Here is a 20549-nt window from a genome sequence, read left to right on the forward strand (position 1 = left end):
GGTGTGGCCGGCCGAGAGCTATTGCTTCGGCGCGGCTGGCGCGGCGGCGGCCGGCGGGTGACCGGCCGAATTGGCGAAGAAGCGGAAGAACTCCGAATCCGGCCGCAGCAGGAAGCGGGTGTCGTTGCTGCGAAGCCCGGTTTCATAGGCCGACATCGAGCGATAGAACGCAAAGAAGTCGGGATCCTTGCCATAGGCCTCGGCGAACAGGCGGTTGCGCTCGGCATCGCCGGCACCGCGCGTCTGTTCGGACGTCGAATTGGCTTCCGCGATGATGACGGTCGCCTCACGATCGGCCTTCGACCTGATCTCCTGCGCCTTCTGTCCGCCTTGGGCGCGGAACTCGGCGGCTTCTCGCGCCCGCTCGGTCTGCATGCGCTGATAGACCGCCTGGCTGTTCTGCTCCGGCAGATCGGCGCGGCGGATTCGCACGTCGACGACCTGGATGCCGTAACCGTCGGCCTCCTTGTCGAGTTGTTCGCGAATACGCAGCATCAGGGCTTCGCGCTCGTCGCGCACCACCGTGATGAAGGAGACCTCGCCCAGCACGCGGCGCAGCGACGCGTTCAACAGCGTCGTGAGCTGGATGTTGGCCGCCTGGATCGAACCGATGCTCTGATAGAAGCGCAGCGCGTTCTTGATGCGGTAGCGGGCGAAGGCGTCGACCACCAGCCGCTTCTGATCCGAGGCGATCACTTCCTGCGACGGATTTTCCAGATCGAGAATGCGCTTGTCGATCGTGATGACGGTGTCGATGAACGGCGCCTTGAAGTTCAGGCCCGGTTCGGTGACGACGCGGATGGGCTCACCGAGCCGCACCACCAGCACTTGCTGGGTCTGGTCCACGGTGAAGACGGAGCTGTAGCCGAAGATGACGACGACGAACAGCGTGATCAGGAGGACAATGCCTGTGACGGGAGACCTCATCGGTTGCCTCCCTGCTGCTGCTGCTGACCGGTGGCGGGCGGCGCCGGTGCACGCCGCGGCGACAACTCGTTGAGCGGCAGATACGGCACCATGTTCTGTGCATTCGAACCGCCGTCATAGACGAGCTTCTCGGCATTGGCGAGGATACGTTCCATTGTCTCCAGATAAATCCGCTGCCGCGTCACGTCTTTCGCCTTGTTGTATTCGTCATAGACCTTGAGGAAGCGCGCGCTCTGGCCCTTGGCCTCGGCGACCGCCTGTTCCTTGTAACCTTCGGCGACCTGCAGGATCTGCGCGGCGCGGCCGCGTGCGTCGGGAACGACGCGGTTGGCGTAGGTCTGCGCTTCGTTCTGCAGACGCTCGAGGTCGGCGCGTGCGGCCTGAACGTCACGGAACGCGTCGATCACCTGCGCGGGCGGATCGACCTTCTGCATCTGCACCTGCGTGATCTGGACGCCCGAACCATAATTGTCGAGCGTCTTCTGCATCAGCTCCTGCACGCCGGCTTCCGTGGTGGTGCGGGCGCCGGTCAGGATCGGCTGGATGTTGGAACGGCCGATCACTTCGCGCATCGCGCTTTCGGCGACCGCCTTCACGGTGCCTTCAGGGTTCTGGATGTTGAAGAGGAAATTGCCGACGCCGTCGGGCTTGATCCGCCACAGCACCGTGAAATCGACGTCGACGATGTTCTCGTCGCCGGTCAGCATCAGGCTTTCTTCCGGCACGTCGCGCATGGTGCGGCCGCGCCCGCTCGGATCGCTGATCAGCGTCATGCCGATCGAGATGGTGGAAACGCGCAGCGCCTTCGGCAGCAGCACGGTCTCGATCGGATACGGCAGATGGTAGTTCAGGCCGGGCTGCACGGTTTTGATGTGCTTGCCGAAGCGCAGGATCACGCCGAGCTCTTCCGACTGAACGCGGAAGAAGCCCGACAGGAACCAGATCGCCAGCGCGCCGATCAGAACCAGCGCGATGCCCATGCCGCTGAAATGGCCGCCGGGCAGAAGATTCTGCAGCTTGTCCTGGCCGCGACGCAGAAGGTCCTCAAGATCGGGCGGGCGCGGCCCAACCGATTGAGGTCCGTTGCCCCACGGTCCCTTCGGACCCGAGCCCCACGGGCCCCCGCCTTGATTCTTCCACGGCATATAAAAGTCTCCTCCGCGGGCCCGGGTCCGCCTGATTGGGCAAAATGCCCGGCCTCGCATGTCCGACCGGCTTTATAGGGGACCGCCCGGGCCCTTACAACGCAAGCTTATGGTCTTAAGCAGCTATGATTGGGGCCAAAATTGTCAATGCAAACATTGGCTAGCGAGGTTAATGCGACAATTGACGCGTGCCGCGCCGACGAAATGTCACATAGGAGAAGTCGGCGCTGTCGTCGGGTCCGGCCGGATTCCGCACGCGCGCGACCTCTACCCAGTCCGAAGCCGCAATTGCGGCGAAACGCGTATCGCCGTCGGGCCGGGCATGCACCTCGGTGATTTCCAGCCGATCGGCACGATCGATCCATTGCGCATAGATTTCCGCGCCGCCGATGATCGCGATCTCAGTGGCGAAACGTCGCAGCGCGTCGCCGGTGGCAATTGCGCTGGCGTCCGCGAAGGAAGTCGTAACCACGGCGCCGGCGGCACGATAGGTGGCATCGCGCGTCACCACGATATTGGTCCGCCCGGGCAGCGGCCGGCGCGGAATCGACTCGAAGGTCTTGCGGCCCATCACGATCGGCTTTCCCATCGTCATCGCCTTCAACCGCTGCATGTCGGATTTCAGCCGCCACGGGATGGCGCCGCCAGCGCCGATCACGCCGTTTTCGGCGACCGCGACAATGAGAACAATTTCCATCAACGCGTCCCTTGCGCCAGCGCCGTCAACGCCGGACCGCTTACCCGGCACACCGTCCACTCGTCCATCAGGACCGCGCCCAGCGATTTGTAAAAGTCGATCGACGGCGTATTCCAGTCCAGCACCGACCATTGCAAGCGCGACCAGCCGTTGGCCACACATTGTTTCGCAAGCTGCGCCAGCAGCGCCTTACCGATGCCTTTGCCGCGCTGCGCCGGCCGGACGAACAGATCCTCAAGATAGATACCGGACCGGCCGCTGAACGTTGAGAAATTGACGAACCAGACCGCGAAGCCGGCCGGCACGCCCTCCCACTCCGCAATCTCGCAAAACAGCCGCGGATGGCTGCCGAACAGCGCGGCGTCGATGTCAGCTTCGGTGGCCTCGACCTCGTGAAGCAGCTTTTCGTACTCGGCGAGTTCGCGAACCAGGGACAAGACAAGCCCGGCTTCATCGGGACGTGCGCGGCGGATCGCAAGAGCCATTCAATCGCTCACACGGCATCTCATACAGCCACCGCAGCCTTGATATGCGGGTGCGGATCGTAGCCTTCGAGCACGAAGTCCTCGTAACGGAAAGCGAAGATGTCCTTGACCTCCGGATTGATCTTCATGACCGGCAGCGGCCGCGTCGGCCGCGTCAGTTGCAGCCGCGCCTGTTCGAGATGGTTGGAATAGAGATGCGCGTCGCCGAGCGAGTGCACGAAATCGCCCGCCTTCAATCCCGTCACCTGCGCCACCATCATTGTCAGCAACGCGTAGGACGCGATGTTGAAGGGCACGCCGAGGAACACGTCGGCGGAGCGCTGATAGAGCTGGCACGACAGCTTGCCATTGGCGACATAGAACTGGAACAGGCAGTGACAGGGCGGCAGCGCCATCTTGTCGACGTCGGCCGGATTCCACGCGCTCACGATCAGGCGCCGCGAATCCGGGTTGCGCCTGATCATGTCGATGAGATTGGAAATCTGGTCGATGCGGCGGCCGTCAGGCGCCGGCCAGGATCGCCATTGCGAGCCATAGACAGGGCCGAGATCGCCATTGGCGTCGGCCCATTCGTCCCAGATCGAAACGCCGTTGTCCTTGAGATATTTGATGTTGGTGTCGCCGGCCAGAAACCACAGCAATTCGTGCACGATCGCCTTCAGCGGCAGCCGCTTGGTGGTCAGCATCGGAAACCCGGCGCTTAAGCTGAAGCGCATCTGGTGACCGAAGATCGACAGCGTGCCGGTGCCGGTGCGGTCGTGCTTCTCCGTGCCGTCAGCAAGGATCCGTTCGAGCAGGTCGTGGTACTGATTCATGGAGTCTTCTTGATCAAGGAGCCTTCTTGGCGTCGGTTTCGCAAGCCTTTCGGGAAGGCGAATTTAGCGGCCGGACGCGGCAATCGACAGCACCGATTCGGCTACGCCCCGATTATACCCGGAAAAGTGATGTTTCCGGGCCAAAGCCTCTTGTTTTTGACGCGTTTTCTTCACGCGAACCGGTATCCACTTCGCTTGAAAACGCTACGAAAAACGACGAGGGGCGGAACCTGCGTCCCGCCCCTCACCTATCTACCTGATCAGATTGATTAACCTGCCGGCTTAAGGACCGGCGTCCACTTCGCTATCTCGCTCTTCACCAGAGCGGCCAGCGCTTCCGGCGTGCGATCCTTGGGGCCCGGGATCACGCTGCCGAGTTCGAGCAGGCGCTTCTTGACGTTCTCGTCGTCGAGTGCCTTGACGATCGCCTCGTTCAGCTTGGCGATGATCGGCGCCGGCGTTCCCTTGGGCGCGAAAATCGCATTCCACGCCTGGGCCTGGAAGGCCGGCAGGCCGGCTTCCGTGGTGGTCGGAACATCGGGCAGCGACGGATTGCGCTCGGCGGTCGCAATCGCATAGGCCTTGATGGTGCCGCCATTGATCTGCGGCACGGCGTTGACGATCTGGTCGCACATGTAATCGACTTGTCCGGCCACCAGCGCGTTCATCGCAGGTCCGGTGCCGTTGAAGGGCACGCCGACCGGCTTGACCCCCAGCACCGAGTTCAGCAACTCGCACGACACGTTCGAAACCGACCCGACGCCGGCATGCGCCGCGTTGACCTTGGTTTCGTTCGCCTTGACGTAGGTGATGAATTCCTTGAGGTCCTTGGGCGCGAGATCCTTGCGCGCCAGGATCAGGATCGGCGTGCCGGCGAGCAGCCCGACCGGCTCGAAATCCTTTTCGGGATGATAGGCGAGTTTGGGATAGAGCGGCACCGAGGCCGCATGCGTGCCCATATGCCCGGTGATCAGCGTATAGCCGTCATTGGCGGCCTTCGACGCGCGGGTCGTGGCGGTGGTACCGCCGGCGCCGACCACGTTCTCGATGATGATGGCCTGTCCGAGCGTTTGCGCCATATGGCCGGTGACGATGCGCGCGATCACGTCGGTCGGACCGCCCGCCGCAAACGGCACGATCATGGTGATGCTGCGCGTCGGGTAGTTTTGCGCGTGCGCCGGCGCGGCAAGCGCGACCAGCCCGGCAAGGATGGCCAGGCAACCACCCGCCATAGAGCGACGACCATACAGTTTCATCTAATTCTCCCAGCTAAGCATTGAAGCAAATGCCGGCCCGATCGGCCGGCATTTCCATTTCACGAAAGAACGAACGAAGTCGATTCGACTTCGGACTGTGGCGAGCCGACGCAGGTCAGTTCTCGGATTCCACGAACACCTGATCGCGCTTCTTGCGGAGCGATGGCAGTACCGCCAGCACCAGCAGACCTGCAGCGATGGCCATCAAAACCGCCGATAGCGGACGCGTCAGGAACACTGACCAGTCACCGCGCGAGATCAGCAGCGCCCGGCGCAAGTTCTCTTCCATCAGCGGTCCGAGCACCATTCCGAGCAGCAGCGGCGCCGGCTCGAAATCATGCTTGATCAGCCAGTATCCGACCAGCCCGAACACGCCGGCGAGCACCACGTCCGTCGGCGCATTGTTCACCGAATAGATGCCGATCGCGCAGAACACCACGATCGAGGGGAACATCAGCCGATAGGGCACGCGCAACAACCGCACCCAGATCCCGACCAGCGGCAGGTTGATGATCAGCAGCATCAAATTGCCGACCCACATCGAAGCGATCATGCCCCAGACGAGTTCGGGCTGCTTCTGCATCACCTGCGGTCCCGGCACGATGCCGTGAATGGTCATCGCGCCGACCATCAGCGCCATCACAGCGTTCGGCGGGATGCCGAGCGTCAATAGCGGAATGAACGAGGTCTGGGCCGCCGCGTTGTTGGCGCTTTCAGGCGCCGCGACACCCTCGATCACGCCGTGACCGAATTTCTCCGGATGCTTCGATACCTTCTTTTCCAGCGTATAGGCGGCGAAGGATGCGATGACCGCGCCGCCGCCCGGCAGAATGCCGAGGATCGATCCCAGCACCGTGCCACGAAGGATCGCCGGCGTGGAATCCAACAGGTCTTTTTTGGTCGGCATCAGGCCGGTGACCTTCTGCTGCACCAGCTGGCGGTCGGTTTCGCCGCCCGCATCGAGATTGCGGATGATCTCGGCGAAGCCGAACAGACCCATCGCAACGGTGGCAAAGCCGAGGCCGTCCGCGAGTTCGGGGATGTTGAAAGCCATCCGCGATGCGCCGGTCTCGATGTCGGACCCGACCATCGACAACAGCAGGCCGAACACGATCATCGCGATCGCCTTAAGCACCGAGCCCTTGGCAAGCACCACCGCGAAGATCAGGCCGAGCACCATCAGCGAGAAATATTCGGCGGGCCCGAACGCCAGCGCGAGTTTTGTGAGTGGCGCACCCAGCACGGCGATCAGGACGGTCGCGACGCAGCCCGCAAAGAACGAGCCGATCGCCGCGATCGCCAGGGCCGGACCTGCGCGTCCCTTCTTGGCCATCTGAAAACCGTCGAGCGCGGTCACCACGGAGCCCGCCTCGCCTGGAATGTTGACCAGGATCGAGGTGGTCGAACCGCCATATTGCGCACCGTAGTAGATGCCGGCGAGCATGATCAGTGCGCCGACCGGCGGCAGGCCGAAGGTGATCGGCAGCAGCATGGCGACCGTGGCGATGGTGCCGATGCCCGGCAGCACGCCGACCAGCGTTCCGACCAGCGCACCAATCAGGCAGAGCAGAATGTTGACGGGAATAGGAATGGACACGCCGCCAAGAAAAGCGGGGGTCCACTGCACCAGCTGGAATACGACGCCGAAGCCGAGGCTAAGGTTTGAAAAAACGTCACCCATCACACCCTCACCGGATCATAAATTTGGGCAGCATCTGCAAGGGCAGACCCAGCGCGTAAGGAAACAACAGGCTGCAGAACACCGTCAGGCACACGGCGACGATGATGGTTTCCGTCCATTTCGTTTCCGGCGTGCCCAATGCCGCAATCAGGAAGCTCGAGAACGCCGTGACGATCAGGCCCATCGGGCGGATCATGAGCGCAAAGGACAGAATCGCCAGCGATACGAACAGCGGACCGCGCCAATGGTATTTCGCCAGGTGCGCGCCCTCGGTGAGGAGGCCGACGACCATCACCGCAACGCCCAATCCGAGCAACAGAAAGGCGAACATGCGCGGTGCGGTTCCGGCTCCGAACGAGAATCCCCGCATGCCCTGCAAATCGCTCGACGCCCACAGGGCGAACAGCGCGATCGCTATCAGCGCGACCCCGCCGACGAAGTCCTGCGGACCGCGAACCCATTTCGGCATGATAGATTTGACCGGCGCGTGGCTCGGCGTATCACTCATCGATATCTCCCCCCCCGACAGGGCTTCCCGCCCGTTCTGATTGGATGGCGTTTCTGATTGGATGGCGTTTGTGCACAGTCCCAAGGTCTTGCCTAGCGATTTTCCTCAGACAACGCCAGCAAAACCCAAAGCACCTCCGGCCAGCAATATCCAGACCGGATTGAGCCGCGTCGCAAAGGCCAGAACCGCGGCGGCCGCCGTAATCAGGCCGGCCACCCAGCTAAGGTCCGAAGTCAGCGCCAAAATCAGGCCACTGGCGCCCATCAGGCCGATCGAAAGCGGAACAAGGGCCGCCTGGATAATGGCGGGCCAGCGGGATTGGCTCGACCGCTGCAGCAGGCGGCTCACATAATAGGCAAGGATGGCGGTCGGGCCGCACATCGCCAGGGTCGCCGCCAGCGCGCCGGCCACCCCAGCGACGGAATAGCCGATCAGGGTCACGATCAGCACGTTCGGCCCCGGCGAGAGCTGGGAGATGGCGAAGATGTCGGCGAATTGCTTGTCATTCATCCAGTGGTGAACGTCGACCGCGATCCGGTGCATCTCGGGTATGGCCGAATTCGCGCCGCCAACCGCAAACAGCGACATCAAACCGAAAGTCCAAACGAGCGTCGCAATCGGATTGCCGTCCGAATTCATGCGGCCACCCGCTGGCGCAGAGAATAGGTAACGCCGAGGCTGAGCGGGACCGCCACCAGCAGCACCGTCTGCAGCGGCAGCCGCAGCAGGCCGATCGCTATGAACACCGCGAGCAGGATCACGAGCCCGACCAGGTCGCGCTTTTTGATCAGCGGCATCATCATCTTGAAGACGACCGCCATCAGAAGCCCGACCGCCGCGCAGGAAACGCCGGCCAGGATCCGCCGCAGCGCGTCGATCTCGCCGTAGCGCGCATACAGCGCCGCGAGGATCGTGGCGATCACCATGGGCGGGCCGACCAGCCCGGCAAAGGCTGCGATGCCGCCGGCAATGCCACGAAAGCGCGAGCCGAACACGACCGACAGGTTGACGATATTGGGCCCTGGCAGAAAATGGCACAGCGCGAAGGTTTCGTTGAATTCTTCCGCCGTCATCCAGCGGTGCTGGTCGACGATGCCGCGCCGGGCCCAGACCAGCACCCCGCCGAAGCCAGCCAGCGACATTTTCGCGAACGCCACGAACAGCTCAAGCAGGCCAGGCTGGTTTGGCGGGCGCGATGCAGGAAGATCCGGCGCCGGGACGGCGGCCGGCGGGGATTCCGAAGCCGGGGATTTTTTCGAAGGCATGGCCCAAAATCTAGAACGGCGGCACCGCCAGGGCCAATCCCAATTCGGCCGGTTCCCGCGCTTTCCACGCCCATCCCGGCACTATTTTTCTCAGCCTTTGCCCCCTATATTAGGGGCGCCGGTTCGCCGGCTATGGAAATAAATTGCCGTCGCAATAAACCATTCGGACCCGGGGGCAGTACCCGGCGCCTCCACCCAAGCCCACCCCCTGACGGCGGGTTTCGGCGGGGGCGAAACAGGATCGACGAGGGCGTAAAGGGCGTGTTTTTTCTCGGTATGGTTCCGCCGTTATCGGGCTATGCAATAGTTGCAAACGACAACTATGCTCCGGTTGCTCAGGCTGCGTAACGCAGTTTGAAAAACCAAGTCTAAAGTCCTGGTGGGTTAAGCTCCGCTAGGCGGGGTTCGGAGGCACCTGGCAACAGAAGCCTCCACTTTGTTTGCGCCTGCTTTTCCTGCGAGATTTTCTTGTGAGTTTTCTTGTGAGTTTTCTTGCGATTTGCCGCCCGGCGGAACGCTTCTGCCGGAAATTCCACTCATGACGCCTGCTGACCTGCGGCCCCCGCCGGGGTAGCATGGGTCAAAATGGCGAGTCGGGCGACCGGCAGCCACCATCTCAACGTGACAGGACCACCATGGCGACCGACCACATCCGTTATGACGTGCTGGCGCGCGACGCGCTGCGCGGGGTGCTGCGCCGCGTGCTGACCGACGCCGCCGAACACGGGCTGCCCGGCGAGCATCATTTCTTCATCACCTTCCTGTCCACCGCCGACGGTGTCAAACTGTCGCCGCGGCTGCTGGCGCAATATCCGGAAGAGATGACCATCATCCTGCAGCACCAGTTCTGGGATCTGGTGGTGAGCGAGGATCGCTTCGAGGTCGGCCTGTCGTTCGGCGGCATCCCCGAGCGGCTGGTGGTTCCGTTCGCGGCGATCAAGAGCTTCCTCGATCCTTCGGTGAAGTTCGGGCTGCAATTCGAGCCATCCGACGAGGCCGCCGAAACGCCCACCGCCAACCTGACCGCCGTTCCCGCAGCCCCCAGCCTGCCCGTTCCTGCACCGGCTACAGCCGCCGAAAGCAAGGACGAGAGCAAGGACGAGCCGGCCAAGCCGAGCGAGGGCGCGGAAGTGGTGCGGCTCGATCGTTTCCGCAAGAAATAACTGGAGACAATCTACGCGCGGGAAAATCCGCGGCGCGCTACAATGACCGTTCCGCATCCACGCGTAACGGAATTCATTGATGGCCCGACCAGCGACACCCAAGCGATCCAAATCCACCCGCAGCGAAACCGACAGTTTCGGGCCCATTGATGTCCCCGCTGATCGCTATTGGGGCGCGCAGACCGAGCGCTCGCGGCAGAATTTCCGCATCGGCCATGACCGCATGCCGACCGCGCTCGTCCATGCGCTCGGCATCGTCAAGCTCGCCGCCGCGCAGACCAACCGCGATCTCGGCCTGCTCGACGCGCGCCGCGCCGCCGCCATCACCCGCGCCGCGCGCGAGGTGATCGAGGGCAAGCTCGACGATCATTTTCCGCTGGTGGTCTGGCAAACCGGTTCGGGCACCCAGACCAACATGAATCTCAACGAGGTGATCGGCAACCGCGCCAACCAGATGCTCGGCGGCGACCTCGGCGCCAAGAAGCCGGTTCATCCCAACGATCACGTTAATATGAGCCAGTCGTCGAATGATTCATTCCCGACCGCGATGCATATCGCCGCCGCCGGACGCATTATTGACGATCTGATCCCGGCCCTGAGCGAATTGCATCGCGAACTGCGCAAGAAGGAAAAGGCGTTCGCCAGGATCGTCAAGATCGGCCGCACCCATACCCAGGATGCGACGCCGCTGACGCTGGGTCAGGAATTTTCCGGCTACGCCGCACAGGTGGAAAGCGGCATCGCACGGCTGCGCGTGGCGGTGAAGGATCTATTCCCGCTGGCGCAAGGTGGCACCGCTGTGGGCACCGGCCTCAACTCGAAGCCGAAATTCGCGAGGACATTCGCAAGGCACGTCGCCAAGATTACAAAACTGCCGTTCACGAGTGCCGCCAACAAGTTCGAGGCGCTGGCTTCCAACGACGCCTATGTGCTGGTGCATGGCGCGATCAACTCGGTGGCAACCGGCCTGTTCAAGATTGCCAACGATATTCGCCTCTTGGGATCGGGCCCGCGCTCCGGCCTCGGCGAATTGATCCTGCCCGAAAACGAACCGGGTTCGTCGATCATGCCGGGCAAGGTCAACCCGACCCAATGCGAAGCGCTGACGATGGTTTGCTGCCAGGTGTTCGGCAACCAGACAGCCATTACGGTTGCCGGCAGCCAGGGCCATTTCGAGCTGAACGTGTACAAGCCCGTGCTGGCATATTGTATGTTGAATTCCATCCAATTGTTGTCGGACGTGGTTCGCTCCTTCACCGAGCATTGCGTGGTGGGAATACGCGCCGACGAAAAGCGCATCCGCGATTTGATGGAGCGTTCACTGATGCTGGTGACGGCGCTCGCGCCCAAGATCGGTTATGACAACGCCGCCAAGGTCGCCAAATCGGCGCATGCGCGCGGAACCACGTTGAAAGAAGAGGCTGTGCGGCTTGGGTTCGTTACTGCGGCCGAGTTCGATCGCCTGGTCCAGCCCGACAAGATGACACACCCGGGCTAACGGTCGCGCGACCCCGGTAAACTACGGACGTGCGTGACGTGATTATTGATCATAACTCCCAAAGATTGAGTTTGCTCATCGATCGCCATCTCGCGGACACAAGGTACGAGCACAAAATATTTGGTTTTCGCAGAGCGAAGCTTATTTTTTGATGCTATCAGAGAGCGCTACACGGGGATTCTGATGACTATCGATTTTGCACGCGCGCGGCGTGATCACGTTTGCATACGTAATGGATTTTCACACCTTCAAGTCGCCGGATGATGGAGGCGAGCATGGGGGACGTGGTCAACCTGAAGCGCTTCAAGAAGCGCAACGAGCGCGAAGCCTCGGCCAAGCAGGCCGACGCCAACCGCGCGCGGTTCGGCCGTACCAAATCCGAACGCGCGCTCGACGAGCAGGCCAAGGATCGCGCCGGGAACTTGCTGGATCAACATCGCATCGACGGCGGAGACGCATCATGAAGTCGCCGGTCGTCAAGCGCTCGATCGTGGTCGCCGGCCACAAGACCAGCGTCAGCCTCGAAGAGGCGTTCTGGAACGGCATGAAGGAAATCTCGGGCCTGCGGAACATGACGCTGTCCGAACTGGTCGGCGAGATCGACAGCAACCGCCAGCAGGGCAATTTGTCCTCGGCGATACGTCTGTTCGTGCTGGACTATTTCCGCACCCGCGCGATGCCGGCGGCCGCAGCTGCTCCTGAGGCCAGACCGCAAAGCTAGAACGCATTTCGTCGGGCTGTAAGCTGATCGCCAGCCCAAACTAGCCGCAGGCGCTTCTCGCAAGGGAATATGCCCGCGGCGATTGTCTCGCACACCTCAATAGACGAGGCTCGAACCGGGCGGCTTCTCAAGCGCGGCCGCGAGCGAACGATACTCCGTGCATTCGGTGCCGCAGATCGCAGCGATCCGGCTCAAATGATATTGCGCAGAATCACGGTTGCCCTGCTCGATCTGCCATAGGCCGTAGTACTGCCAGGTCAGCACGTGGTTCGGATCCGCCTTGAGCGCGCGCTCGTACCAGGCTTGCGACAGTTTGTAGTCACCGAGCTTGCGATAGGAATAGCCGATCAGATTGGCCACGTTGGGATGATCGTCGTGGCCGAGCGCCTTCAGCTGCTCGATGGCGCCGGCATACTCGTTGCGGTCATAGATCGTCGCATAGGCTGCACGATACCCCTGGATAAAGGCGGGGTCGCCGAGGCTGGTTTCCTTGGCTTTCTTCTTGGCCTTTTGGGTGCTGCTTCTGGCGGGCCGCGGCGCCGACCTGGTTTCCGGCGGTGGGGTCGTCGCCATCGGTGAATCGGCGCCGCCGCCACCTCCGGCGGCAAAGGCTGGAACCGGCGGTGCCGCAACGGCCAGCGCCATCAAGGACATTGCCAGTGTTACTAACCTGATCACGGATTTGACCACGCGCGCCTCCTGCTCTCGAGGGTAGGAATTCCTCCAGCCGTATCCATCAACCCCGCTTCGCACCGTACATTCCCCGACTTGGTCGGGGCGTCCTCACAAATCGGAGAGACCGGCGAGGACGCCCTTGCCTTGGGGCCGGCAAGTTTCTAGGAAATGCCGATCCAGCCACACGGACACATGGAGAGAGCAATGGACATCGCAATGCACACCGCGCCGCGATCCCTGTCCATTTCGGAAGCTCTTCATGCCCGCCTTTCTCATTCTGGATTCGATTTCCCTCAATACACCTGACGGCCGGCCACTGTTCGACGCACTGACGCTTGCGCTTGGGCGCGAGCGAACGGGGCTCGTCGGACGCAACGGCTCCGGCAAATCCACCCTGCTGCGCATGATCGCGGGCGAGAGCGAACCTGCCGGCGGATCCGTGCAACGCATCGGCTCGATCGGCATGCTCGCGCAGCTGGCGGATGACCGGCAGACGGTCGCGCAAGCGCTCGGTGTTGCCGGCGACCTCGCCCGCCTGCGCCGTCTCGAACGCGGTGAGGGCTCGCTCGACGATGCCGCGGATGCCGACTGGACGCTGGAAGCGAGATTGCAGACCGCGCTGGTCGAAACCGGCCTGCCCGCGATGCCGCTCGATCGCGGGGTCGCCTCGCTGAGCGGCGGCGAACGAACGCGCGTCGCGCTGGCGCGCCTCGTGATCGAGGCGCCGGACCTGCTGTTGCTCGATGAGCCCACCAACAATCTCGACGCCGATGGACGGCAAGCGGTGGCGCAACTGCTCGAACGCTGGCAGGGCGGCGCGCTCGTCGCCAGCCACGACCGCGCGCTGCTGGAGCGCGTCGACCGCATCGTCGAACTGACGCCGGTCGGCATTACCGTGTTTGGCGGCGCGTGGTCCACCTTCGCCGAGGCGCGCGATGCCGCCCGGGCACGCGCGGGAGCCGAGCTCGAGCGCGCGTCGGACGCGCTGCGCGACACCGAACGCTCTATACAGAAGGCGCGCGAGAAGAAGGCACGCCGCGACAGCGTCGGTCGCGACTACGCACGCTCGGGCAGCCAGGCAAGGATAATGTTGGGTGCCCAAAAGCAGATCGCGGAAGCGAGCAGCGCCCGCGAGGGTCGTCTTGCCGATCGCCTGCTCGGCGACCGCACCGACGCGCTCGAAGAGGCGCGCGCCAAAGTGGAAGTCCTGACGCCGCTCGCGATCAACTTACCCGAGACCAACCTGCCCCGCGGGCGTGAACTCATCGCCTTCAAGGACGTGATGATGTCTTTTGAAAGTCGCGCTTTGTTCGGCCCGCTGTCATTCGAGGTGCGCGGGCCCGAGCGGATCGCGATCCACGGCGCCAACGGCTCCGGCAAGACCACGCTGTTCCGACTGATCACGGGCGAACTGAGCGCCGTGAGCGGCGACATAACCCGCCTGACCGATCGCATCGCCGTGCTCGACCAGCATGTCGGGCTGCTTGATCCGGCTACATCGATCCTCGACAATCTGCGCCGCCTCAATCCGGAGCTGACCGGCAACGAGGCGCACGCAGCCCTCGCCCGCTTTGCCTTCCGGAACCGTGCGGCGCTGCAAATCGCCGGCACGCTGTCCGGCGGCGAGCGGCTGCGCGCGGGAATGGCCTGCGTGTTCGCAAGACCTCAACCGCCCTTCATGCTGCTGCTGGATGAGCCGACCAACCATCTCGATCTCTCCTCGATCGAGGAACTGGAAACTGCGCTGCGTGGATTTGACGGCGCGTTGATCGTGATCAGCCATGACCAGGCATTTCTGCAGGCGATCGGAATCCAGCGCGAGATCGTGCTCTAATTATTCTGCAACGCCGGCCGCGGCGGTGGATTGGCGACCTGCGGCGTCAGCGACAGCGGCGGCTTCGGCCTCGGTTTGGCTACCGGCGCAGCACCGGGCGCCGGCCTGACTTCGATCGGCGGCGGCAGCGGTGCAACCTGCGGCTGGCTCGCTAGCGGCGCCGGCGGATTTGGCGCGGGCGCAGGCGCGGTGGCAACCGGCGCCGGCGGGCGCGGCGGTGTGGCGGCCTTTGGCTTCGCTGCCGGCGGTCGACGCGGATCGCGGCCGGGCACCGGCACTGGCGACAGCGCCTCGCTCGGCGACGCCGCTTCCGGCGCTAATGGCACCACCGCATCCGGCGGCAACGATATCGGCGCCGGCATCGGCGGCGGCGGTTCGCCACGCTCGATCGCATCCAGCCTTCGTGTTTCGTGATCGATCGTCCGTACCGCCAGCCAGGAAGACAACGCCGTCACATCGACGCTGCGATTGAGCGCATCGGGCGTGCCCACGGCAAACAATTGAATCTCGGGGCGGCCGGTCGCGGGCCCCACCATCGTGAGCGCCAGCGCGGCGCGGATGTCGGCCTGATCGGCCGGAATGTCATAGCCGCCGGAGACGGTGGCCCGCACGCCATTGGCGTCGAGCGTGGTGGCGCCGACGCGCAGCCGGCCATCCCTGATGTTGAACGGGATTTGCGCCGAGCCGACCGACAATGCGCCGGCCAGCAGCGCCGGTTCGACGATTTGCTTCAGCCTCGCATCGTCCTTGGCCTGCCCGCCATCGCTGGCGCGAACCGCTACCTCAAAGGCGCGCGGATCGAGCCCGGCAATCCTCGCGGATTCCAGTGTCACGGTTCCGCTGCCGGACAGTGCGCCCGTGAGCGCCGCCGCGCTGCGGCCCTGGCTTGCCAACGCCATCTGCAGCGACGCGCGGCCGCCGGGCATCGCGAGATTGCGATAGCGCAGCGCCGTGCCATCGACGCTACTGAGCTGCACGCTCGCGTTCAGCGCAATGCCATTTGGGCCCTGCCTGGCGTCGATCGTGGCCGTGGCCTCGCCGCCGCCGATCTTGCCCTTGATGGAATCGAAGGTCAGCGACTGGCCATCGCTCTTCACAATCCCGCTCACCGGCTGCAATTCGCTGCCGCCCGGCAGCAAGCCACGCAATGCCTGGAACGCGACCTTTCCGCGCCAGCCCTTGACCAGCCCCGCGGTGAGCGGCTCCGCAGCATCGTGTCCGGCAGCCCCCATCGCCAACGCAAAGGCCGGCGCCAGCGCGATTTGGTCGAGGCCGATTTCACCCTCGATATTTTTTTCATCGCCCAAGGTAACCGCGACGTGTCCGCGCAGCCGTGAACCGGCAATGCTGCTGTCGAGATCGTCGAACGTGAGCTTGTTGCCTGCGAGCGACACGCGCGAGGACAGGCCGATATTCTGTGCCAGCGTGTCCGTCGGCTTGAGGTCGAGCAACGGCCCGAAATCGGCGCTGCGAACTTTCAGGGAGAAACTGCCCTTGGCCTCCCATGGCTCCGCCGTACCGTCGGCATCGGCGTCCAGACCCTTTCCGGAGATCTTCGCCTTGAGCCGCAGCGATCCACCCCATGCTCCCGTCGCCGAGCCTTCGAATTGCGCCGGGCCGTCGCCGGCGGTCATCGCGCGATCCAGCCCCAGCAGCGCCAGCAAGGCACGGCCCTGCCCCGACGACATCTTCGAATCAATCCCGATTTCGCTGCGCCCCAGCGCCTGCAGATCGATGCCCTGGATCGCCGTCAGTGCCGGCTTTGCGGTGATCGTGGTGATACCCTTGAGCTGCGGCGCCTCGATGTCGACCACCGCGCGCGCGTTGGCAAGATCGGCCTGCCCGGCGCTCTTGTTGAGTTCGAGCGCGAGTTTGACGCGCGCAGGCCCCGGGCTCGCCCCCATCGCATTAAGCCGCGCGGCCAGCGACGGCGCAAACGGCGCCACCAGCGCGGTGATCTGGCCAAACGACGACGCCGTCGAATGAAACTCCAGCTTCCCTATCGAAGCGAAGCGATCGAAACGGCCGATGCCTTCCAACGCGACCTTGTCAGGCTGACCAATATTCAACTGGTCGAGCGAAAACGCCTTCGGTCCATAACCAAGCCTGGCCACCAGCGGCCGCAACTCCTGGCCGGCGGAAATGGCGCGGCCGATATCCAGTGACAGCCGCCCTTCGTCCGGCCATTCGGCCTGCGGGCCGGCCAGCGAACGCGCCAGCGCCGTGGCCGCATCGAGGTCGAGGCGCTCGGCCTTCAACTCCGCCGTGATCTTCGAGCCGCTGCCCGCTTGCCGGTGTGACACCGCGATACGGCCTTCAACGGCGCCGCCATCGATCTCGGCCTTCATCGCATCGATGGCAAATCCATCAGGCGCAATGGTGACGTCGCCGCGCAGCCGCAACGGCTTCTGGCTGCGATAGCCGATGTCGCCGCGGCCCTGCAGCCAGGTCATCAACGCGTCGGGATCTGACGAGTCGACGTTGAGCGCGGCCTTGAACTGATCCGGCGACGCGCCTTTTGCGATCGCCTCGCTCAGCGAGACCCGCGTCGTGCCCGGCGCGCGAAACTCCAGCTTGCGTACGCTCCAGGATTTCGCATCGCCATGGAGTTCGGCAGCGATGTCCTGCAACGGACGGCCGCCCAGCATCACCTGCTCGGAGGCCAATCCGATCTGCGCCGCGATCGGGACTTGCGGAAGGCCCGACATCAGCGCGCGCACCGCCGGCAGCACACGGACCGGTTCGGTGGCGACAACGTCCTTGCTGTCCTTGGCGAAGAATCTGTCGGCATCAAGCTGGCGCGCGGCGAGCGAAGCCCGCAGCAGCGGCGAGGTGCCGAAACGCACGTCGCCATTGCCCGCCAGTTTCAGCGCGCGTTCGTCCGCGCCATACGTCACTTCGAGCGCATCAAGCCGTGCGGTTGAGTAATCGGCCTTGACGCGGGAACTGACACGCCAGGATGGCGGCGACGTATCGAAGTCGCCGGCCTTTGGGCGGGGCGGACTCGCCAATACCATCGTGCCGTCGAAACGCGGCGCCCGTGTCTCGAAAGACAATATGCCGTCGAGATCGGCCGAGAGCGTGTTCGGGCCGGGATCGATGTTCAGATGGACACGGGTGCCGTTGCCGTCGGCGGTCTGGCCGGAAGAAACCCGAAACGGATAGCGCGTGCCCGACAGCACGAAATTGCCGTCGCCACGGATCGAGCCCGCCAGCGAACGCACATCGCCGGAAAAGGCGATGTCGTTCAGTTCGAGGGTGCTGCGGCTGGCAGCGTCGTGCAGCGCGATCCGGCCGGTGAGATTGAGCCGATCGATCGCCAGCGAGCCCGGATTGAGCGTTCCGGTCGAGGCCGGCCAGTCGATCCGGCCCTTTGGATCGAGCCCGAGATCGAGCGACATGCCGTTGATGGAAAGCTCGGTGGCACGCACTTCGCCGCGCATCAGCGAACCCAGGCTGAATTCGACGTCGAGTTTGTCGGCGCGCACCTTGCCAAGGTCATTGGCGCCGCCGACCGTCACCCCGCGCAACTGCAACGACGGCGCCGGCAACAACCGCGCTTCGAGCTTGCCGCCGACGCGCACCGGCGCGCCGATAATCCGGCTCGCTTCGGCCTCGAACTGCGGCCGGAATTGATTCCAGTCGATGAAATACGGCCCGACAAGCGCGGCCACCAGCGCAATGATAAAGGCGATTGCCAGGCCGAGCAGCGTCGTCTGCACGGTGTCTCCCCATGAACCGCTCCGGCACAGACCGCGCCACGCGAACTCAGGGCCGGAGCAGCCTAATATATAGAGAGAAGTATGGCGAAGTCACAGCGGCATCAGCGCCATAGTCCCGCCGGTTCCGATTTATTCAGAACCTGAGGGCTCGTCGATGTCGAGGCGATATGGTTACCAGCTTGCCGGCAGATGCTTCAGGCCCCGGAGCACGAAGGTCGGCCGCCATTCCGGGTTCACCGCGTCATCCAGCCGCAGGTCGGGAATCCGGCGCAGCAGGGTGGAAAGCGCAATCTCCGCCTCGATGCGCGCCAGCTGGGCGCCGAGACAGAAGTGGATGCCCCCGCCAAAGGACAGCGGTTTCACATTAGGCCGGGTAATATCGAGACGCTCGGGGTGATCAGGGTAGACCGCCGGATCGTGGTTGGCCGAACCCAGCAGGCACAGCACGGTCTCGCCTTTTGGAATCGGCTTGCCGCCGAGGTCGTCGATGTCTTCCAGCGCCACCCGGCCGGTCAGCTGCACGGAGGAATCGTAGCGCAGGAACTCTTCGACCGCATTGGTCATGAACTCGGGCCTGGCCTTGAGCAGCGCCAATTGGTCCGGATTGCGATGCAGCGCCAGCAGGCCATTGCCGATCAGGTTGACGGTCGTCTCATGGCCGGCGCCGAACAGCAGGATGATGTTGGCCGTCAGTTCCTCGTTGGAGAGCTTGTGACCGTCTTCCTCCGCCTGCACCAGCTGCGTGGTGAGATCGTCGCCGGGGTTTTTTCGCCGCAACTCGAACAGTTGCTGGAAATACATCTCGGAAATCATTGTGCCTTCGTTGGCTTGCTTGATCTCCTCCGGCGACAACGGCACCGGATCGAGAATGCGGCCACCCCCGCGCGCCCTGGTGTAAAACGCCTCGCGATGCTCTTCGGGGATGCCGAGCATGTCGCAGATGACGGTCACCGGCAGGCGGAAGGCGAAATCCTCGATCAGGTCCATCTTCCCCTGCGGGATGATCCGGTCGAGCGTCTCGTCGACGATTTGCTGGATGCGCGGGCGCATGTCCTCGACCCGGCGTGCGGTGAATGCCTTCACCACCAGTCCGCGCAGACGAGTATGGTCGGGTGGATCCTGCTGCAGCATCATGAGGCCCAGGCTGCGAAAGGCCGGTTCCTCCATGATGTTGGGCCCATAGCGCCGGATCGTGCGCTCGACATGCTGCTTGCCAAAGCGCTTGTCGCGGATCACCAGACTGCACTCGGCGTGCCGGCTGGCGACATAGAGGCCGAGCGGCGTCAGGTGCACGGGATCGGTGTTGCGCATCCGCTCGTAATGCGGATAGGGATTGCGGATGAACTCGGGCGACAATGGATTGAAAAGCGGTTCGCTCGTCGCAGCCTGAACGTGCTCGTTCATGATGACCTCGATTGGTTTCCACACCGCAGTTTTTATTGGCTTTGTCAGCGTATCGCATTTTCAGTTGCCGGACTTCGTGATCCGGCCAACGCAACTCGATACACTGTTGTATTGAGTTGCATTCTGACCTAAAATGGGCCGATGTCAAGGTTGCGAACCAGACCTACCCGGGACGATACCCGCGAGAAGCTGTTCGAGGCGGCTGCGCGCGTGTTCGAGGAACAGGGCATCGGCGGCGCCAGCATCGAAACCATTGCCGCCGCGGCCGGCTTCTCGCGCGGCGCATTCTATTCGAATTTCACGAGCAAGGATGAGTTGATCATCGCCATGCTCGAGAATCACGTCGAGCGATCGATTCTGCGCCTTCACGATCTGCTCGCGAAGCACAAGAGCCTGCCTGATTTCATCGATGCGCTGAAGACCATGGACCGCAGCCAGCAGGATCCGCTCGGTCGCTCGCCTTTGCTGCACATGGAGATGATCCTGTTCGTCGCGCGCGCCGAGAAGCGCCGGCCTGAACTCGCCAAGCGGCTGCGCGCTCGCCGAAAATTGATCGCCGACATCGTCGAGACCACGGCGAAGAACAGCGGCAAGGATTCGGTGCTCGATCCGGCCTGGTGGGGGGCTATCGTTCTGGCGATGGAAGACGGCTTCCGCCTGCACCGCCTGATCGATCCCGAGACCACGCCATCAGACAGTTTTCTGCGTGCGATCAGCGACCTGCAGCGCGCCATCGGCGCGGCGTCGGCCTAA

The 20549-nt window shown here is 63.5% G+C and carries 19 protein-coding genes and 1 other RNA gene; 7 read left to right on the forward strand and 13 right to left on the reverse strand.

Features of this window, described 5'->3' with window-relative positions:
• Nucleotides 1-18: 18 nt before the first annotated feature.
• The 10 genes from hflC to JQ600_RS17705 form a co-directional block, all read right to left on the reverse strand.
• A complete protein-coding gene (gene hflC, locus JQ600_RS17660) occupies nt 19-927 on the reverse strand; it encodes a protease modulator HflC (protein ID WP_212389929.1) in 909 nt (302 codons plus the stop codon).
• Nucleotides 924-2072 (reverse strand): FtsH protease activity modulator HflK, encoded by a 1149-nt coding sequence (gene hflK / locus JQ600_RS17665; RefSeq protein WP_212389930.1) that lies wholly within the window; start codon nt 2070-2072, stop codon nt 924-926. The genes hflC and hflK overlap by 4 nt, the downstream gene beginning before the upstream one ends.
• 169 nt (nt 2073-2241) lie before the next feature.
• Complete coding sequence (locus tag JQ600_RS17670) at nt 2242-2769, reverse strand: dihydrofolate reductase (protein ID WP_212389931.1); 528 nt, start codon at nt 2767-2769, stop codon at nt 2242-2244.
• A complete protein-coding gene (locus JQ600_RS17675; RefSeq protein ID WP_212389932.1) occupies nt 2769-3254 on the reverse strand; it encodes a GNAT family N-acetyltransferase in 486 nt (161 codons plus the stop codon). Before JQ600_RS17675 ends, JQ600_RS17670 begins: the two co-directional genes overlap by 1 nt.
• Before the next feature lie 20 nt (nt 3255-3274).
• The gene (locus JQ600_RS17680) at nt 3275-4069 is read right to left on the reverse strand and encodes a thymidylate synthase (RefSeq protein ID WP_212389933.1); all 795 of its coding nucleotides are present in this window, start codon (nt 4067-4069) and stop codon (nt 3275-3277) included.
• 269 nt (nt 4070-4338) lie between these two features.
• Entirely contained in the window at nt 4339-5325 is a 987-nt protein-coding gene (locus JQ600_RS17685) for a tripartite tricarboxylate transporter substrate binding protein BugD (RefSeq protein ID WP_409363315.1), read from the reverse strand.
• 115 nt (nt 5326-5440) lie between these two features.
• A complete protein-coding gene (locus tag JQ600_RS17690) occupies nt 5441-7006 on the reverse strand; it encodes a tripartite tricarboxylate transporter permease (RefSeq protein ID WP_212266452.1) in 1566 nt (521 codons plus the stop codon).
• 7 nt (nt 7007-7013) lie between these two features.
• Nucleotides 7014-7514 (reverse strand): tripartite tricarboxylate transporter TctB family protein, encoded by a 501-nt coding sequence (locus JQ600_RS17695; RefSeq protein ID WP_212266450.1) that lies wholly within the window; start codon nt 7512-7514, stop codon nt 7014-7016.
• A gap of 105 nt (nt 7515-7619) precedes the next feature.
• Nucleotides 7620-8153 carry a chromate transporter gene (locus JQ600_RS17700; RefSeq protein WP_212389934.1) on the reverse strand — a complete coding sequence of 178 codons (534 nt, stop codon included), beginning with the start codon at nt 8151-8153 and terminating at the stop codon, nt 7620-7622.
• Nucleotides 8150-8779 carry a chromate transporter gene (locus JQ600_RS17705; protein ID WP_212389935.1) on the reverse strand — a complete coding sequence of 210 codons (630 nt, stop codon included), beginning with the start codon at nt 8777-8779 and terminating at the stop codon, nt 8150-8152. The genes JQ600_RS17700 and JQ600_RS17705 overlap by 4 nt, the downstream gene beginning before the upstream one ends.
• A 78-nt stretch (nt 8780-8857) precedes the next feature.
• Here JQ600_RS17705 and ssrA point away from each other — a divergent pair.
• From ssrA to JQ600_RS17730, 5 genes are all read left to right on the forward strand, one after another.
• Nucleotides 8858-9215, forward strand: a transfer-messenger RNA (tmRNA) gene (gene ssrA, locus JQ600_RS17710).
• A gap of 199 nt (nt 9216-9414) precedes the next feature.
• On the forward strand, nt 9415-9942 hold the full coding sequence (locus JQ600_RS17715; RefSeq protein ID WP_212266443.1) for an SspB family protein: 528 nt from the start codon (nt 9415-9417) through the stop codon (nt 9940-9942).
• A 79-nt stretch (nt 9943-10021) separates the two neighbouring features.
• Complete coding sequence (fumC, locus tag JQ600_RS17720; RefSeq protein WP_212389936.1) at nt 10022-11440, forward strand: class II fumarate hydratase; 1419 nt, start codon at nt 10022-10024, stop codon at nt 11438-11440.
• A 275-nt stretch (nt 11441-11715) separates the two neighbouring features.
• Nucleotides 11716-11904: a DUF4169 family protein gene (locus tag JQ600_RS17725; protein ID WP_192738001.1), complete on the forward strand. Its 189-nt coding sequence runs from the start codon at nt 11716-11718 to the stop codon at nt 11902-11904.
• A complete protein-coding gene (locus JQ600_RS17730) occupies nt 11901-12161 on the forward strand; it encodes a ribbon-helix-helix domain-containing protein (protein ID WP_212206970.1) in 261 nt (86 codons plus the stop codon). The genes JQ600_RS17725 and JQ600_RS17730 overlap by 4 nt, the downstream gene beginning before the upstream one ends.
• Before the next feature lie 96 nt (nt 12162-12257).
• Here JQ600_RS17730 and JQ600_RS17735 read toward each other — a convergent pair whose 3' ends face one another.
• Entirely contained in the window at nt 12258-12851 is a 594-nt protein-coding gene (locus tag JQ600_RS17735; protein WP_312011046.1) for a tetratricopeptide repeat protein, read from the reverse strand.
• Between the two features lie 244 nt (nt 12852-13095).
• On the opposite strand from JQ600_RS17735, the gene JQ600_RS17740 reads away from it, so the two are divergent.
• Nucleotides 13096-14670 (forward strand): ABC-F family ATP-binding cassette domain-containing protein, encoded by a 1575-nt coding sequence (locus tag JQ600_RS17740; protein ID WP_212389937.1) that lies wholly within the window; start codon nt 13096-13098, stop codon nt 14668-14670.
• Here the strand turns inward: JQ600_RS17740 and JQ600_RS17745 are convergent.
• Nucleotides 14667-18392, reverse strand: coding sequence for an AsmA-like C-terminal region-containing protein (locus JQ600_RS17745; RefSeq protein WP_212389938.1), 3726 nt, complete (start codon nt 18390-18392; stop codon nt 14667-14669). The two genes, JQ600_RS17740 and JQ600_RS17745, sit on opposite strands and share 4 nt — an antisense overlap.
• A gap of 171 nt (nt 18393-18563) precedes the next feature.
• Nucleotides 18564-19796, reverse strand: a complete 1233-nt coding sequence (locus JQ600_RS17750; RefSeq protein ID WP_212389939.1) for a cytochrome P450 — start codon at nt 19794-19796, stop codon at nt 18564-18566.
• A gap of 141 nt (nt 19797-19937) precedes the next feature.
• On the opposite strand from JQ600_RS17750, the gene JQ600_RS17755 reads away from it, so the two are divergent.
• On the forward strand, nt 19938-20549 hold the full coding sequence (locus JQ600_RS17755; RefSeq protein ID WP_212489991.1) for a TetR/AcrR family transcriptional regulator: 612 nt from the start codon (nt 19938-19940) through the stop codon (nt 20547-20549).

It is taken from the genome of Bradyrhizobium sp. AUGA SZCCT0176, from assembly GCF_018130145.1.
In the GTDB taxonomy this organism is placed as follows: domain Bacteria; phylum Pseudomonadota; class Alphaproteobacteria; order Rhizobiales; family Xanthobacteraceae; genus Bradyrhizobium.

Coding starts and splice junctions, on each gene's coding strand:
- JQ600_RS17740 (WP_212389937.1), top strand. CDS start 13,096: ATGCCCGCCTTTCTCATTCTGGATTCGATTTCCCTCAATACACCTGAC.
- hflC (WP_212389929.1), bottom strand. CDS start 927: ATGAGGTCTCCCGTCACAGGCATTGTCCTCCTGATCACGCTGTTCGTC.
- JQ600_RS17730 (WP_212206970.1), top strand. CDS start 11,901: ATGAAGTCGCCGGTCGTCAAGCGCTCGATCGTGGTCGCCGGCCACAAG.
- fumC (WP_212389936.1), top strand. CDS start 10,022: ATGGCCCGACCAGCGACACCCAAGCGATCCAAATCCACCCGCAGCGAA.
- JQ600_RS17725 (WP_192738001.1), top strand. CDS start 11,716: ATGGGGGACGTGGTCAACCTGAAGCGCTTCAAGAAGCGCAACGAGCGC.
- JQ600_RS17750 (WP_212389939.1), bottom strand. CDS start 19,796: ATGAACGAGCACGTTCAGGCTGCGACGAGCGAACCGCTTTTCAATCCA.
- JQ600_RS17755 (WP_212489991.1), top strand. CDS start 19,938: ATGTCAAGGTTGCGAACCAGACCTACCCGGGACGATACCCGCGAGAAG.
- JQ600_RS17705 (WP_212389935.1), bottom strand. CDS start 8,779: ATGCCTTCGAAAAAATCCCCGGCTTCGGAATCCCCGCCGGCCGCCGTC.
- JQ600_RS17695 (WP_212266450.1), bottom strand. CDS start 7,514: ATGAGTGATACGCCGAGCCACGCGCCGGTCAAATCTATCATGCCGAAA.
- JQ600_RS17670 (WP_212389931.1), bottom strand. CDS start 2,769: ATGGAAATTGTTCTCATTGTCGCGGTCGCCGAAAACGGCGTGATCGGC.
- JQ600_RS17700 (WP_212389934.1), bottom strand. CDS start 8,153: ATGAATTCGGACGGCAATCCGATTGCGACGCTCGTTTGGACTTTCGGT.
- JQ600_RS17690 (WP_212266452.1), bottom strand. CDS start 7,006: ATGGGTGACGTTTTTTCAAACCTTAGCCTCGGCTTCGGCGTCGTATTC.
- JQ600_RS17715 (WP_212266443.1), top strand. CDS start 9,415: ATGGCGACCGACCACATCCGTTATGACGTGCTGGCGCGCGACGCGCTG.
- JQ600_RS17675 (WP_212389932.1), bottom strand. CDS start 3,254: ATGGCTCTTGCGATCCGCCGCGCACGTCCCGATGAAGCCGGGCTTGTC.
- hflK (WP_212389930.1), bottom strand. CDS start 2,072: ATGCCGTGGAAGAATCAAGGCGGGGGCCCGTGGGGCTCGGGTCCGAAG.
- JQ600_RS17680 (WP_212389933.1), bottom strand. CDS start 4,069: ATGAATCAGTACCACGACCTGCTCGAACGGATCCTTGCTGACGGCACG.
- JQ600_RS17685 (WP_409363315.1), bottom strand. CDS start 5,325: ATGAAACTGTATGGTCGTCGCTCTATGGCGGGTGGTTGCCTGGCCATC.